The following is a 14,642-nucleotide window of genomic DNA, read 5'->3' on the forward strand; positions in this document are numbered from 1 at the left end:
GACTCAGCCCCCGGACGCGACCGGCTCTCCCCAAGCGGCCAGCACCGTGTCGAGGACGGCCACTGCCCCTGCCTTGTCCAGCGGTTCGTTGCCGTTTCCGCACTTCGGCGACTGAACGCAGGACGGGCAGCCGGCCGGGCACTCGCAGGAGGCGATCGCCTCCCGCGTCGCGGCCAACCACGGGACGATCGCTGCGTAAGCGCGATCGGCGAATCCGGCACCGCCCGGATGCCCGTCGTGCACGAACACCGTTGCCTCCCCGGTGTCCGGATGCACGGCGGTGGACACTCCGCCGATGTCCCAGCGGTCGCAGGTCGCGAACAGCGGTAGCAGGCCGATCGCCGCGTGCTCGGCGGCATGCAGCGCGCCGGGGAGGCGCGCCGGTTCCAGACCGGCGCCCCCCGGCGCGCTGCTCATCAACAGCTCCTGGGGAACGCTGTACCAGACGGCTCGGGTGCGCAGGGTCTGCTCCGGCAGGTCGAGCGCCACCTGGTCGAGCACCTCGCCGGACGGCAGCTTCCGCAAGTAGCCCACCACCTGCGAGGTGACGTCGACCTCGCCGAGGCTCACCGCGACCGCGCCCTCCCCGGCGGCGCCCTCCTCGGTGACGCCGTCCGCGGCGGCACCGCCCCCACCGGCGCTGCCCTCCGGCGCGGCCGCGCTGCGGGCGCCCTCCCCGGCGCTCGCCCCCGCGCGCGCATCGCGGCGGGGGACGCGGCTGTCCACGGTGCGCAGCACGGAGATGTCGGTGGTCTCCCGCGGCGAGGTGGTCCACTCCGGATTCTCCGCGTGCACCAGGGCGATGCCCTCGTCGAGGTCGAGCTCGTCGACGACGAAGGACTCGCCGCGGTGCAGGTAGACCGCGCCCTCGTGCACCGTGGAGCAGGCCGATCCGGGGTCGACGGTGCCGAGCATCCGCCCCGTGTCGGCTTCCACGACGGCGACGGGCTGCCCACCGGTGCCGCGCAGTTCGACGTCGCCGTGCGGTCGTTTCCGGCTGGTCCAGAACCACCCGCGGGGGCGGGCGCGCAGCACCCCGTCGGCGGTGAGCGCGGACACCGCGGATTCCGCGGCCTCCCCGCCGAGGACGGCCAGGTCCTCCCGCCCGAGCGGCAGCTCCGCGGCGGCGCAGACCACGTGCGGTTCGAGGACGTACGGGTTGGTCGGGTCGAGCACGGTGGTTTCCACCGGGCGGTCCAGGATCGCGCCCGGATTGCCGACGAGGTAGGTGTCCAGCGGTTCGTCCCGGGCGATGAAGACGACCAGCGCCCCGGCCCCTTCGCGGCCGGCGCGTCCGGCCTGCTGCCAGAAGGAGGCGAGCGTTCCGGGGTAGCCGGCGATGAGCACGGCGTCGAGCCCGGCGATGTCCACGCCGAGCTCGAGCGCGTTCGTCGTGGCCACGGCGCGGAGCTCGCCGGAGACGAGCGCCCGCTCGAGCGCGCGGCGCTCCTCCGGCAGGTAGCCGCCGCGGTAGGAGGCGACGCGTTCGGGCAGTTCCGGTGCCACCTCGCCCAGCGCGCGGCGCGCGGTGAGCGCGGCGGTCTCCACGCCGCGCCGGGAGCGCACGAACGCGAGGGTCCGCGCGTCCTCGACGACGAGATCGGTCATCAGCCGCGCGGCCTCGGTGCCGGACCCGCGGCGCACCGGTGCGCCGTTCTCCCCTGTGACGTCGGGCAGCAGCGGCGGTTCCCAGAAGGCCACGGTCCGCTGTCCCCGGGGTGATCCGTCCTCGGTGATCGCGGTGCAGTCGACGCCGGTCAGCCGCGCGGCCATCTCCTCGGGCCGGGCCACGGTGGCCGAGGCGAGCACGAACACCGGCTCGGCGCCGTAGTGCCGGGCCACGCGGCGCAGGCGGCGCAGCAGCAGCGCCACGTGGGAGCCGAACACGCCGCGGTAGCCGTGGCACTCGTCGATGACGACGTAGCGCAGGTTGCGCAGGAACCGCGCCCAGCGCTGGTGCCCCGGGAGGACGCCGTGGTGCAGCATGTCGGGGTTGGTGAAGATCCACCGCCCGTGCGCGCGGGCCCAGTCGCGCTCGCCGCGCGGGGTGTCGCCGTCGTAGGCGGCGGGCCGGGTTCCGGGCAGGTCGAGTTCGCGGGCGCCGCGCAGCTGGTCGGCGGCGAGGGCCTTGGTGGGGGCCAGGTACAGCGCCGTGGCCGCCTCGTCGTCGTGCAGGGCGGAGAGGATCGGCAGCTGGTACGCGAGGGATTTGCCGGACGCGGTCCCGGTGGCGATGACGACGTGCTGCCCGGCCCGGGCGGTGTCCGCGCCGGCGCGCTGGTGGGTCCAGGGGCGTGCGGTGCCGCGGGCGTTCAGCGCGTCGACGAGTTCGGCGGGCGCCCAGTCCGGCCAGTCGGCGTGGCGGGCGGGGCGCGGGGGCAGGTCGGCGACGTGGCGCAGCGGGCCCTCCGCCTCGGCGGTGTCCTCGGCGCGGGCCCCGGCGAGGACGCGGTCCAGTAACCGCCGGCCGTGTTCGTCGCTGGTCGTGCGCACGGTCAGCAGCCTCGCACAGCGGGGGTGCGCGGTGTGCGGCGCCGGGCGGCCGGTGCGGGACGCGGGAACTCACTCGATCCGGCATTGTTCGCGCCGCGGCGGGGTCGGTGCGGGCCGGCGCTGCGGGGGTGCGGACGCGCTGTCCGAGCCTCCGCGGACACGCGGAGCGGCCCTCAATACCTCATGACACCCGTTCGGACCAAATCACGAGCACTGCTTTCGAGGGATAAGCGGCGGTGCTGAATCGATCAATTGCGGTTGAATGCCCACGTCAGGGCGAGTGAGCTATCACACGGTGAGGTACGACACTTGATTCCGGCATAGACTGCGCGATCACGACGTCGCCGCGGTCGACCTGCGGTCGCACCGGGCGAGGCCGTCTCGCACGCGCCGGCGAGCGCCGCGCACGTGCGACACCGGCACCGAACCGAGCACGAACCAGGAGGACGGATGTCCCTGCTGATGCCGGCCGAGCCGTGGCCGGGCCCCGCTGCGGGCCTCGATGGCTGGGCTCAGGGCGCTGCACCACCGAGTTCGCACCCCCGGATGGATCTCGCCCAGCACGCACCGATCGCCCTCGGCGGTGCCGACTACACGATCGTCGGCGTGGTCATGGTCATCGCGCTGGGCGCCCTCGCCCTCGGGTACCTGCTCATCCGCGAAGTCCTCGCCGCCGGCCAGGGCACCCCGCGGATGCAGGACATCGCCACGGCCGTCCAGGAAGGCGCCTCGGCCTACCTCAACCGGCAGTTCCGCACCCTGGCGGTCTTCGCCGTCATCGTGTTCTTCGCGCTGTTCGCGCTGCCCGCCGAAAGCGTGGCCGAGAGCATCGGCCGCTCGCTGTTCTTCCTCGCCGGTGCCGCCTTCTCCGGGCTCATCGGCTACCTCGGCATGTGGCTGTCCACCCGCGCGAACTTGCGCGTGGCCGCGGCGGCCCGCGAGTCCGCGGGGGCGCGGGAGCGCGCCATGCGGATCGCCTTCCGCACCGGCGGTGTCGTCGGCATGACCACCGTCGGGCTCGGGCTGTTCGGCGCGGCGCTGGTGGTGCTGGTCTACGCCGGTGACGCGCCGCGCGTGCTGGAAGGGTTCGGCTTCGGCGCCGCCCTGCTGGCCATGTTCATGCGCGTCGGCGGCGGCATCTTCACCAAGGCCGCCGACGTCGGTGCCGACCTCGTCGGCAAGGTGGAGCACAACATCCCCGAGGACGACCCGCGCAACGCGGCCACGATCGCCGACAACGTGGGCGACAACGTCGGCGACTGCGCCGGCATGGCCGCCGACCTGTTCGAGTCCTACGCGGTGACGCTGGTGGCCGCGCTGATCCTCGGCACCGCGGCCTTCGGGATGCACGGGCTGCTGTTCCCGCTGATCGTGCCGGCGATCGGCGTCGTCACCGCCGTGCTCGGCGTGTACATCACCCGGGCGCGCCGGGACGAGGGAGCGCTGACCGCGATCAACCGCTCCTTCTACATCTCCGCTGCGATCGCGGCGGTGGCCTCGGCCGCGGCGGCGCTGATCTACCTGCCGCACTCCTTCTCCGGGCTGACCGGCGTGCCCCCGGAGATCACCGCCACCGCCGGCAACCCCGCGGTGGTGGCGCTGAGCGCCGTGGTCATCGGCATCGTGCTCGCCGTCGTCATCCTCAAGCTCACCGGCTACTTCACCGCCACCGAGACGCGGCCGGTGCGGGACGTCGGTCGGGCTTCCCGGACGGGACCGGCGACCGTCATCCTCTCCGGCATCTCCGTCGGCTTCGAGTCGGCCGTGTACACCGCGCTGGTGATCGCAGCGGCCGTGTTCGCCGCGTTCCTGCTGTCCGGGTCGCTGGCGGTGGCGCTGTTCGCCGTGGCGCTCGCCGGTACCGGCCTGCTCACCACGGTGGGCGTCATCGTCGCCATGGACACCTTCGGCCCGGTCGCCGACAACGCCCAGGGCATCGCCGAGATGTCCGGCGAGCTCGAGGGCGAGGGGGAGCAGGTGCTGACCGAGCTCGACGCCGTCGGCAACACGACCAAGGCGATCACCAAGGGCATCGCGATCGCCACGGCCGTGCTCGCCGCGACCGCGCTGTTCGGCTCCTACACCGACGCGATCGGGCAGGCGCTGGCCGGCATCGGCGGTGCGCTCAGCCCCGGCGAGTACCTCGTGTACGCGCCGAACGTGCTCGTCGGCGTGGTGATCGGCGCCGGTGTGGTGTTCCTGTTCGCCGGTCTGGCGATCAACGCCGTGTCCCGCGCGGCCGGGGCGGTCGTCTACGAGGTGCGGCGGCAGTTCCACGCCAAGCCCGGGATCATGGACGGCACCGAGCGCCCCGAGTACGGCCGGGTGGTGGACATCTGCACCCGCGATTCGCTGCGCGAACTCGCCACCCCGGGCCTGCTGGCCGTGCTCGCCCCCGTGGCCGTGGGCTTCGGCCTCGGCGTCGGGCCCCTGGCCGGCTACCTCGCCGGTGCGATCGCGACCGGCACGCTCATGGCGATCTTCCTGGCGAACTCGGGCGGCGCCTGGGACAACTCGAAGAAGCTCGTCGAGGACGGCCACCACGGCGGCAAGGGCTCCGAGGCCCACGCCGCGACCGTCATCGGCGACACCGTCGGGGACCCGTTCAAGGACACCGCGGGTCCGTCGATCAACCCGCTGCTGAAGGTGATGAACCTCGTCTCGGTGCTCGTGGCGCCGGCCGTGGTGGCCGTCACCGTCGGTGACGCGGCCTCGGTCCCGCTGCGGGTGAGCATCGCCGTCGTCGCCGTGCTCGTCATCCTCGCCGCCATCGTCGTGTCGAAGCGGCGCAGCACCGCGATCGACGAGGAGTCACCGAACCGGCTCCCCGACGGGGCGGCGTAACGTCCTGCGAGCAGCACTCCCGGCGGCCCCGCGTGTCCCGCACGCGGGGCCGCCGCGTGGTGCAGTGGTACGACTGCGCTGCGCGGATGCTCACGCGCGCCGTGCCGCGGCGGGTTCGCGCGTTTCGGCGCCGGCCCGCTGCGGTAGCCGGCGGGCGCGTCCCGCTCGCGCGGTTGCGGCCCGGCGGGGCGGGCGGCAGCACCGCGCTGCACGACCGCCGCGGTGCACCCGGCCGCGGCCGGCGCGCTTTGACGCACATCACGCTGGGTCACGCATCGGAATCCGAACGTGTCCCGTTACGTTCGTACGGGGCGCGACGTGGGTCGTGTTGTGTGCAACCCTGTGCGTTCCCGGCAGAGTGGGGCACACCTGGCGAGGGCACACTGAGGACCGTCGAGGCGCCCGCGTGGTCGCGCGGCACTCGTGGTTCGGGTGTGCGCTCGAGTGAACGGAAGGGACATGCGGTATTCGACGGATGCGCCGGTGCACCGCTCCCCGCAGCCGGGGGCCTCGCACTCCGACGGGCGATGATGCCGCTGAGTACAGGGAGGATCGAACGCCTCCGCGAGAAGAGAGCAGGTAAGCGTGGCTGGGTCGACACGGACGAAGAAGAACGGGGGTACTCCGAGGACCTCCGCATCCCAGAACGGGGCGGGCGGTCACCGGCTGGTGATCGTCGAGTCCCCGGCGAAGGCGCGCAAGATCGCGTCCTATCTCGGGTCGGACTTCGTCGTTGAGTCCTCGCGCGGGCACATCCGCGACCTGCCGCGCGGAGCCGCGGACGTCCCCGCCGAGTACAAGGGCCAGTCCTGGGCGCGGCTGGGCGTGGACGTGGACAACGACTTCGAACCGCTCTACCTGGTCACGGCCGACAAGAAGGGCACGGTCTCGGAGCTGTCCGAGGCGCTGGACGGCGCCGAAGAGCTCTACCTCGCCACGGACGGCGACCGCGAGGGCGAGGCGATCGCCTGGCACCTGCTGGAGACGCTGCAGCCGAACGTCCCGGTGCACCGGATGGTGTTCCACGAGATCACCGAGTCGGCCATCCGGGCCGCCGCGGCCAACCCGCGCGAACTGGACCAGAACATGGTCGACGCGCAGGAGACCCGCCGCATCCTCGACCGCCTGTACGGCTACGAGGTCAGCCCGGTGCTGTGGAAGAAGGTCATGCCGAAGCTCTCGGCGGGCCGGGTGCAGTCCGTGGCCACGCGCATCGTGGTGCAGCGGGAGCGGGAGCGGATCAGCTTCGTCCCCGCCGAGTACTGGGACATCGCCGCCACCCTGGACGCGGGCGCGCAGGCCGACCCGCGGCGCTTCAGCGCCCGCCTCGTCTCCGTGGACGGCCGCAAGCTCGCCGCGGGACGCGACTTCGGCCCGGACGGGCAGCTCAAGAGCGACGACGCGGTCGTGCTCACCGAGGCGGAGGCCGGCCGGATCGCCGGGGCGCTCGCCGAGGCCGACCTGCACGTCTCGCGGGTCGAGGAGAAGCCCTACACCCGCAAGCCGTACGCGCCGTTCATGACCTCCACGCTGCAGCAGGAGGCGAGCCGGAAGCTGCGGTTCTCCGCGGACCGGACGATGCGCACCGCGCAGCGGCTGTACGAGAACGGCTACATCACCTACATGCGGACCGACTCGACGACGCTGTCCGAGACGGCGCTCGCGGCGGCCCGCAACCAGGCGCGCGACCTCTACGGCGACAGCTACCTGTCGGGGCAGCCGCGGCAGTACAACCGCAAGGTCAAGAACGCGCAGGAAGCGCACGAGGCGATCCGCCCGGCGGGGGACACCTTCCGCACGCCGGGGGAGGTCGCCGCCGAGCTGGACACCGACGAGTACAAGCTGTACGAGCTGGTGTGGCAGCGCACGATCGCTTCGCAGATGGCCGACGCGAAGGGCACCACGCTGTCGGTGCGGGTCACCGGCACCGCCTCCAGCGGGGAGGAGTGCACCTTCGCCTCCTCGGGCCGCACGATCACCTTCCCCGGGTTCCTCAAGGCCTACGTGGAGTCGGTGGACTCGGAGGCCGGCGGTGTCGCCGATGACCAGGAGTCCCGCCTGCCCGCGCTGGTGCAGGACCAGGCCATCACCGCGGCGGGGATGGACCCGGACGGGCACTCGACCAGCCCGCCCGCCCGGTACACCGAGGCGAGCCTGGTCAAGGCGCTGGAGGAGCTGGGCATCGGCCGCCCGTCGACGTACGCGTCGATCATCAGCACGGTCCAGGAGCGCGGTTACGTGTGGCGCAAGGGCTCGGCGCTGGTGCCCTCGTGGATCGCCTTCGCCGTGGTCGGCCTGCTGGAGAAGCACTTCGGCCGGCTCGTGGACTACCACTTCACCGCCGCGCTGGAGGACGAGCTCGACCGCATCGCCGAGGGCGCGCAGGAGCGCAGCCGCTGGTTGAACGGGTTCTACTTCGGCGGCGACGTGGGCCCGGAGGGGTCCATCGGCCGCGCGGGCGGGCTGAAGAAGCTCGTCGGCTCCGGCGTGGAGGAGATCGACGCCCGCGAGGTCAACTCGATCCCCATGTTCACCGACGAGGAGGACCGCACGGTCTACGTCCGGGTGGGCCGCTACGGGCCGTACCTGGAGCGGCCGCTGGCCGACGGTTCCGCGCAGCGGGCGAACCTGCCGGAGGACCTGCCGCCGGACGAGCTCACCGCCCAGGTGGCGGAGAAGCTGTTCGCCACGCCGATGGAGGGCCGCAGCCTCGGCACCGACCCGGAGACCGGGCACGAGGTGGTGGCCAAGGAGGGCCGCTTCGGCCCGTACGTCACGGAGGTCCTGCCGGAGGGCGACAGGAGCAAACCCCGAACGGGCAGCCTGTTCAAGTCGATGTCGCTGGACACCGTGACGCTCGAGGACGCGCTGCGGCTGCTGTCGCTGCCGCGCGTGGTGGGCACCGACCCGGACTCCGGGGAGGAGATCACCGCGCAGAACGGCCGGTACGGCCCGTACCTCAAGCGCGGCTCCGATTCGCGGTCGCTGGAGTCCGAGGAGCAGATCTTCACGGTCACCCTGGACGAGGCCAAGAAGCTGTACCAGCAGCCGAAGCAGCGCGGGCGGCGCGCCCCGGCGGCCCCGCTCCGGGAGATGGGCGAGGAACCGGACACGTCCAAGCAGCTCGTCGTCAAGGACGGCCGGTTCGGCCCGTACGTCACCGACGGGGAGACGAACGCCTCGCTGCGCAAGGGCGATGACGTGGAGTCGCTGACGCTCGAGCGCGCGGTGGAGCTGGTCCAGGAGCGGCGGGCGAAGGCGCCGCCGAAGAAGAAGTCCGCCGGCAAGAAGAGCACGTCGTCGAAGTCGTCCTCGTCCTCCGCCAAGTCCGGGTCGTCGAAGTCGGCGAGCGGGTCGACCAAGAGCGGCGGTGGCTCGGCCAAGAGCACGGGCAGCTCGTCGACGTCGTCGAGCGGGAAGTCCCCGAACGGAAAGTCGTCGGGCGGGAAGTCGTCGAAGAGTTCCGGCTCAGCGAGGACCGGCACCGCGCAGTCGGCCTGACGGTCGGGTGCGCGTGGTGACAGCCGCGCGGGGTGCCGGAGCGGAGGGAGCGCGAACCTATGACGACCGGCACGGAGGTGGCCGGTGGCGTGTGGGCGGAGGTCGTCGGCCAACCGGACGCGGTGGCGACGCTGACCTCCGCCGTGCGGGCCGCGCGGCGCGCCGCTGCGGGTGGACCGGACGTCGGCGGTGCGATGACGCACGCGTGGTTGTTCACCGGGCCGCCCGGCTCCGGCCGCTCGGTGGTGGCGCGCGCGTTCGCCGCCGCGCTGCAGTGCACGGATCCGGAGCGGCCCGGGTGCGGGGAGTGCTCCGCCTGCCGCACGACGGAGGGCGGCACGCACGCGGACGTGCGCGTCGTCGTGCCCGAAGGACTGTCCATCTCGGTCTCGGAGATGCGCTCGCTCGTGCAGGCCTCGGCGCGCAGGCCGTCCACCGGCCAGTGGCGCGTGGTGCTCATCGAGGACGCCGACCGGCTCACCGAAGGAGCGGCGAACGCGCTGCTCAAGGTCGTGGAGGAACCGCCGGCGCGGACGGTGTTCCTGCTGTGCGCCCCGTCCGACCACCCCGAGGACGTGTCGGTGACGATCCGCTCCCGCTGCCGCGTGGTGCACCTGCGCACCCCGCTGCCGGGGGCGATCGCCGAGGTGCTGCGCGAGCGCGACGGGGTGGACGCGGAGCGCGCGCGGTGGGCGGCGTCGGTGTGCGGCGGGCACATCGGGCGCGCCCGGCGGCTCGCCACGGACGCGGACGCGCGGGAGCGCCGCGAGCGGGTGCTGCGGGTCCCGGCGCGGTTGAACCGCTTCTCCGAGGTGTTCGCCGCCTCCGGTGAGCTGGTGAGCTCGGCCGAGGCCGAGGCGCAGGCGGCGAACGCCGAGCGCGACGAGGAGGAGAAGGAGCAGCTGCGCACCGCGATGGGTGCCGGCGGTACCGGCAAGGGCACGGCGCAGGCGACCAAGGGCGCGAACGCGGCGCTGAAGGAGCTGGAGAAGAAGCAGAAGTCGCGGGCGACGCGTTCGCAGCGGGACGCGCTGGACCTGGCGCTGGTGGATCTGGCGGGGTTCTTCCGCGACGTGCTCGTGCTGCGGGCCGGTGCGGACGTGCCGTTGAACCACCCGGACTTCCGCGGGGACGCGGAACGCGCGGCGCACGAGTGGACCTCGGAGTCGGCGCTGCGGCGGCTGGAGGCCGTGCTGGAGTGCCGCGGCGCGCTGGGGCGCAACGTCAAACCCGTCGTGGCCGTCGAGGCCATGGTGGCCGCCCTCCACCGCGGCTGAGCCGTCCGGCGGCCGTGCTCGTGACCACCGCGCCCCTCGGCGGCCCCCTTGATGCCCCGAGGGGCCGCCGGGGGTGATGCACCGCCCCGCGGACGAATCGGTGAGCGGTGCGTTTTCCACCTACCAGCGTGGGGACAGTTCGCAATTTTCATGAAAATTGCGAACTGTCCCCACACGTTTGCAGCAGGAGCTGTCACCACGCGGTCACGGGTCACCCGCGGCGGGGGCGCAGGGCGAGGACGAGGGCGGTGCTCAGCACGAGCAGGGCGGCGCCGGCGCAGAACAGCGGGGTGGGGGAGAGGCCGCTGCTGGCGGCGGGCGAGACCGCGCTGCGCTGCTGGGCACCCTCGTCGGTGAAGGCGCCGGGGCGCAGCTCGCCCTGCGCCTCGATGTTCCGGTGCGCACCGCTCGGGTTCGTGCCACCGGCCGCCTCGGGCGCCCCGCCGTCGGCCCGCTCGGCGCCGCCGATGTCGCCGGGTTCCGGCGCGGCACCGGGCGGTGTGCTGCTCCGCTCCTCGGCGGGCCGGTTCACCGCGCCCCCGCCGGGACCGGGGTCCGGATCCGCGGTGGGGCCGGGGGTGGGCGCACCGCCGCCGGAACGCGAGCCCGTCGCGGTCCCGGGTTCTCCGCAGCGCACGCCGCCTTCCGGGGCCTTCGCGCGGACGGTCTGCTCGCCGATGGTGACCTGCGCGAGCGCGGCGCGGTCCGCGGGCAGGTGCGGCAGCACGCGCAGGTCGAGCAGCTTCGCCGCGGCGCCCGTCTGCCCGTCGCCCAGCGCGCCCTCGCGCAGCTCGCCGATGCTCAACCGGAGCACCCCGAGGTCGAGCGGCGGGAGGCCGGGGCCGCTGCGCGGCGCGGGGCCGATCGGCAGCTCGGCGCTCGGGTTCGCCGCGTCGAGCGTGGCGACCTCCTCGCCACCGCGGGTGATCCGCAGCACCGGCGCCTCGTAGTCCACTGTGGATTCTTCCGGGTCGCCGGTGGCGGTCACCGACAGCACCGGCCGGTGCACGACGTCCACGCCGATCTCCCGGTCCGTGCCGGCGAACAGGCGGACGCTGCCCAGGCTGATCCGCGAGGTGGACCGCACGGCTTTGCCGGGCCCCGCCGGGTTGTCGACGAGGCGCACCGTGGAGTGGCTGTGCGCGACGTCGGGGATGCGCACCAGCGATCCGGACGGCGCGCCCAGCAGCCCGCCGAGGTCCTGCAACCGCGGATCGACGCCCTGCGCCGCGGGCAGCTCGTTCACCGCCGCCGCCTGGCCCAGGGAGAACCGAGCGTCGGCGATCGGGTCGACGCACGGCCCGCGCTGCTCGCTCCAGCGCGCGTGCGCCCTGCCGGACAACCCGGCCGCATCGACCTCGCCGCGGGCCTGCTCCGGCATCCGCAGCCCGGTGGCTTCCGGCTGCGCGTTGTCGGGAACCGCCGCCTGCAGGACCGTGCCGGGCAGTCGCGGGGCTCTGCCGCCCAGCCCGACCGCGACCGGTGCCGCGCGGGCCTTGGCGCGTTCGCTCGCGAGGAAGGCCTCCGAGTTGGCCGTGGCGCTGGTGATGCCGAACCCGACTGCGGCGACGGACTGCTTCGGCAGCGTCCCCTCGAACTCCGGGTCGTTCATGACCGTGTCCGGCGTGACCGTGCGCGGCAGGATCCGCACCCCGCCGAGCATCGCGCCCGTCTCGCCGAGCACCGGTGGCTGCGTCCGCGGCTCGGAGGCCGGCGGCTGGTCGGGATCGGCCGGCTCCGGCACGGGGGTCGTCGGCGGGGCGGACTGGGCCGCAGCGGCTGGTGCGCCGAGCGCGGCGCACACCACCGGGACGGCGATGAGGGCGACGAGGTGACGTGCGGTGGTGCGATGGCTCCGCGCGGACCGGTTTGCGCTCATCCGGCTCCCCTCCATGACGGACGGCACGGTGACGAGCGTCACGTGATCTCACAACGAGCCGGGGGCGCGCGGGTGACGCGAGGGGGTGGTGCGCGGCGCCGCGGGGCGGCCGGGTAGACTCGTGCGCGCAACGCCGCCGTAGCTCAGACGGTCAGAGCGACGCACTCGTAATGCGTAGGTCAGGGGTTCGAATCCCCTCGGCGGCTCCGGTGTCGAGCAGGCCCCTTCCGCGAGTCGGGAGGGGCCTGCTCGCGTTTCGGGCACCGCTCGCCCGGTGCGTCCGGGGTCTCGCGGCTGATCGGCCCGCTCGACCTCGCGCCCGACCGGTGCGCGTCCCGAGCGTCTCCCCGGTGTGGCGGGTGCCCGCCGCTGCTGGTGTCCGCAGCGACGTCCTCAGCGGCCGGTGGTCGTTTCTCCGGGGCGCGGACAGGTGTGGCGGGCAACCGCGCGTTCCCGAAGTCCGTCCTGTTCGGACTGCTCGTTTCTGCCGCGTTGAACGCGGTCTTATGCGTGGTGCTGTGTGGCGGGGACGAGTTCCGGAGTCACGAGAGGGGCCCTCGCTTCCCGGAGACGACGCCGCCGTAGGTCTGGGGTGCGTAGGTGAAGATGGCATCGGCCATGTGCGGCAGTTGCTGGCTGACGTCCCCGTTGAAGGGGAGGAAGTACAGGCCGGGTTCTCCCTTCCAACTCCAGAAGCGCTTCATCTCGGGGTGGACCTGGGCGAAGTGCTCGGGGTTGAGGGCCTGGAGTTCGAGGGACGCCCCTGTCCGGTCGGCTTTGAAGTAGACGGGGTGCTCGACGTTGCTGACCCGCAGGGGTTGGGTAACGCGGATCCGCGCGGCGGAGAGCTCCTCCCAGCGCACGGCGAAACCCGGCCTCGTCGGGGGTTGGAACCGCACGCCGGTGCGGTCGAAGGTGAGGTGACGTTTGCCGGTCATCGCCTTCCAGAAGATCACGGTGATGTAGCCCGGAGCTCCGAGGAACAGGCCGATGAGCAGCGTGACAATCGCCGCGCCCGTCTGCTTGGGCGTGGGCGGGAACCCCTGGCCGTCACCGGTGGCGAAGCCGTAGACGGCGGTGACGATGAGCGCCGTGCCCAGGAGGAGGGAGAGACCCAGACCTGCCTTAATGAACGTCGACGGGGGTCCGCCGAAGGTGATGGTGACCGCGTTCTGCCGTGCGGCGAGCGAGGGCGTGTTCTGCTGTTGGGGGTCCGTCACAGTGTTCCGCTCCAACCCGTCGGTTTGTTCTCCGGGCGCTTCGTCCCGTCGTGCTGGCCCGTTTCGTCCGGTGGGGCGTTGTCCAGCTCGGTCGTCTTCTTCACGCCTTCCCAACCGAGCTTGGCCGCGTCGTTGCTGGGGTTCACATGCCAGCCGAATTCCTGCCGAGTACCGAACGGTGTCGGCGCGGAGAACTTCCCCACGGCGGCGCTCTCGTCGAGGGAGCCCCGGCCTTGGAAACCGACACCGGGCGCGTCCAACTTGCCCCGGTGCAACCCCGTCATGTCCGTCGTCTTGGCGGCCATGTCCTTCGTCGTGGTGGCTGCCTTGCGCATGCCGGTGGCGAGTTGGCCGATGCCGTGCCCGAACTCCTCGAGCGCGTTCCAGGCCTTCTTGAAGACGGAGACGATCTTCGAGACCCACTCGCTGATCTTGCCGGCCCATTTCGTGGCCCGGCGCACGATGTCACCGATGGCCGCGGGTGCCGCGAGACCGGCGCTGATGAAGCCGGCGACAGCCCACTCCGCGATGGCGGCGAGTATCTCGCCGACGGCCTGGGCGATCATGTCCCGCACGATCCCGCGGACCACGGAGATGACCGTGCCGATGGTCTTCACACCCGCGGCCATCGAGGAGCACGCTGCGCCCACGGCTGCGTGCAGCTGCTTCTGCTGATCGGCCGTGGCCCGGTAGGCCTCGCCCGCCGGGCCGGCCCAGTCGCCGGTGGCCTGTTTGACCGCGTGCTGGAACTGCTGGGAGCCGTCGTCGATCTCCTGGCCGATGTTCTGCCACGTCTGGCTCATCGCGTCGATCGCGGGCGGGTCCCCGGCGAGCCAGTCCAGTGGTTCGCGCAGGAAGGACACGTGCTCCATCGCCCACCCGACGCCGGCGGACGCGAGCATGGCGAGGGGATCGGCGAGTCCGGCGACCCCGTCGAGGGCCGTGCCGGCGCCCTGGGCGAGCCCCTCGGCCCAGTCGCCGCTGCCGAAGGCGTCGACGGTCTTCGACGCCGAGTCGATGGGGCCCGCCCCGTTGGTCGTGGATTCCCCGCCGACGACCCAGCCGTCACCCTTGCTGCGCGGCTGTTCGATCAGGTCGTTCTCGCTCATCTCACACCCCGCGGACCTGGTTGAGCGCGTCGACGGCCGCGCCGTCGGAGTTCTCGTAGTCTTCGGCGGTGCTGCGCACGTCGTCCGCGAGGGACTTCGTGGACTCCGCGAGCTGCTGGACCATGCCCGTCACCTGGGCCTCCTTGGCGATGACGGCCGAGGCGAGGAACTGGCCGATCACGCCGAAGGCGTCGGTGTTGAGCGTGGTCTGCCCAGCTGCCTGCGCCGCCGCGTCGAACGTGCCGGCGACGTCGTCGACGGCCCCCGCGTGCCGCCGCAGCTGTTCCGGGGAGGCCTGGAATCCGTTCTCGCCCACCGG

Annotated in this window: 8 protein-coding genes and 1 tRNA gene; 4 read left to right on the top strand and 5 right to left on the bottom strand. The window is 73.0% G+C overall.

Features of this window, described 5'->3' with window-relative positions:
* Positions 1 to 3: 3 nt before the first annotated feature.
* On the bottom strand, positions 4 to 2,493 hold the full coding sequence (locus tag ACVGV0_RS01280) for a DEAD/DEAH box helicase (protein ID WP_459158009.1): 2,490 nt from the start codon (positions 2,491 to 2,493) through the stop codon (positions 4 to 6).
* 546 nt (positions 2,494 to 3,039) lie between these two features.
* Here ACVGV0_RS01280 and ACVGV0_RS01285 point away from each other — a divergent pair.
* The 3 genes from ACVGV0_RS01285 (at position 3,040) to ACVGV0_RS01295 (ending at position 10,115) form a co-directional block, all read left to right on the top strand.
* A complete protein-coding gene (locus tag ACVGV0_RS01285; protein ID WP_459159880.1) occupies positions 3,040 to 5,337 on the top strand; it encodes a sodium-translocating pyrophosphatase in 2,298 nt (765 codons plus the stop codon).
* Between the two features lie 585 nt (positions 5,338 to 5,922).
* Positions 5,923 to 8,838, top strand: a complete 2,916-nt coding sequence (gene topA, locus ACVGV0_RS01290; RefSeq protein WP_459158010.1) for a type I DNA topoisomerase — start codon at positions 5,923 to 5,925, stop codon at positions 8,836 to 8,838.
* 59 nt (positions 8,839 to 8,897) lie between these two features.
* Positions 8,898 to 10,115: a DNA polymerase III subunit delta' gene (locus ACVGV0_RS01295; protein ID WP_459158011.1), complete on the top strand. Its 1,218-nt coding sequence runs from the start codon at positions 8,898 to 8,900 to the stop codon at positions 10,113 to 10,115.
* Between the two features lie 211 nt (positions 10,116 to 10,326).
* Here the strand turns inward: ACVGV0_RS01295 and ACVGV0_RS01300 are convergent, their stop codons facing one another.
* A complete protein-coding gene (locus ACVGV0_RS01300) occupies positions 10,327 to 11,994 on the bottom strand; it encodes a hypothetical protein (RefSeq protein WP_459158012.1) in 1,668 nt (555 codons plus the stop codon).
* 132 nt (positions 11,995 to 12,126) lie between these two features.
* Here ACVGV0_RS01300 and ACVGV0_RS01305 point away from each other — a divergent pair.
* Positions 12,127 to 12,200, top strand: a tRNA-Thr gene (locus ACVGV0_RS01305).
* Between the two features lie 336 nt (positions 12,201 to 12,536).
* Here the strand turns inward: ACVGV0_RS01305 and ACVGV0_RS01310 are convergent.
* The 3 genes from ACVGV0_RS01310 to ACVGV0_RS01320 are packed head-to-tail and all read right to left on the bottom strand — an operon-like array spanning position 12,537 to position 14,639.
* Complete coding sequence (locus tag ACVGV0_RS01310; RefSeq protein ID WP_459158013.1) at positions 12,537 to 13,214, bottom strand: hypothetical protein; 678 nt, start codon at positions 13,212 to 13,214, stop codon at positions 12,537 to 12,539.
* Complete coding sequence (locus tag ACVGV0_RS01315) at positions 13,211 to 14,323, bottom strand: WXG100 family type VII secretion target (RefSeq protein ID WP_459158014.1); 1,113 nt, start codon at positions 14,321 to 14,323, stop codon at positions 13,211 to 13,213. The genes ACVGV0_RS01310 and ACVGV0_RS01315 overlap by 4 nt, the downstream gene beginning before the upstream one ends.
* A gap of 1 nt (position 14,324) precedes the next feature.
* A complete protein-coding gene (locus ACVGV0_RS01320; RefSeq protein ID WP_459158015.1) occupies positions 14,325 to 14,639 on the bottom strand; it encodes a type VII secretion target in 315 nt (104 codons plus the stop codon).
* Positions 14,640 to 14,642 lie beyond the last annotated feature (3 nt).

The organism is Salinifilum ghardaiensis (genome assembly GCF_054491345.1).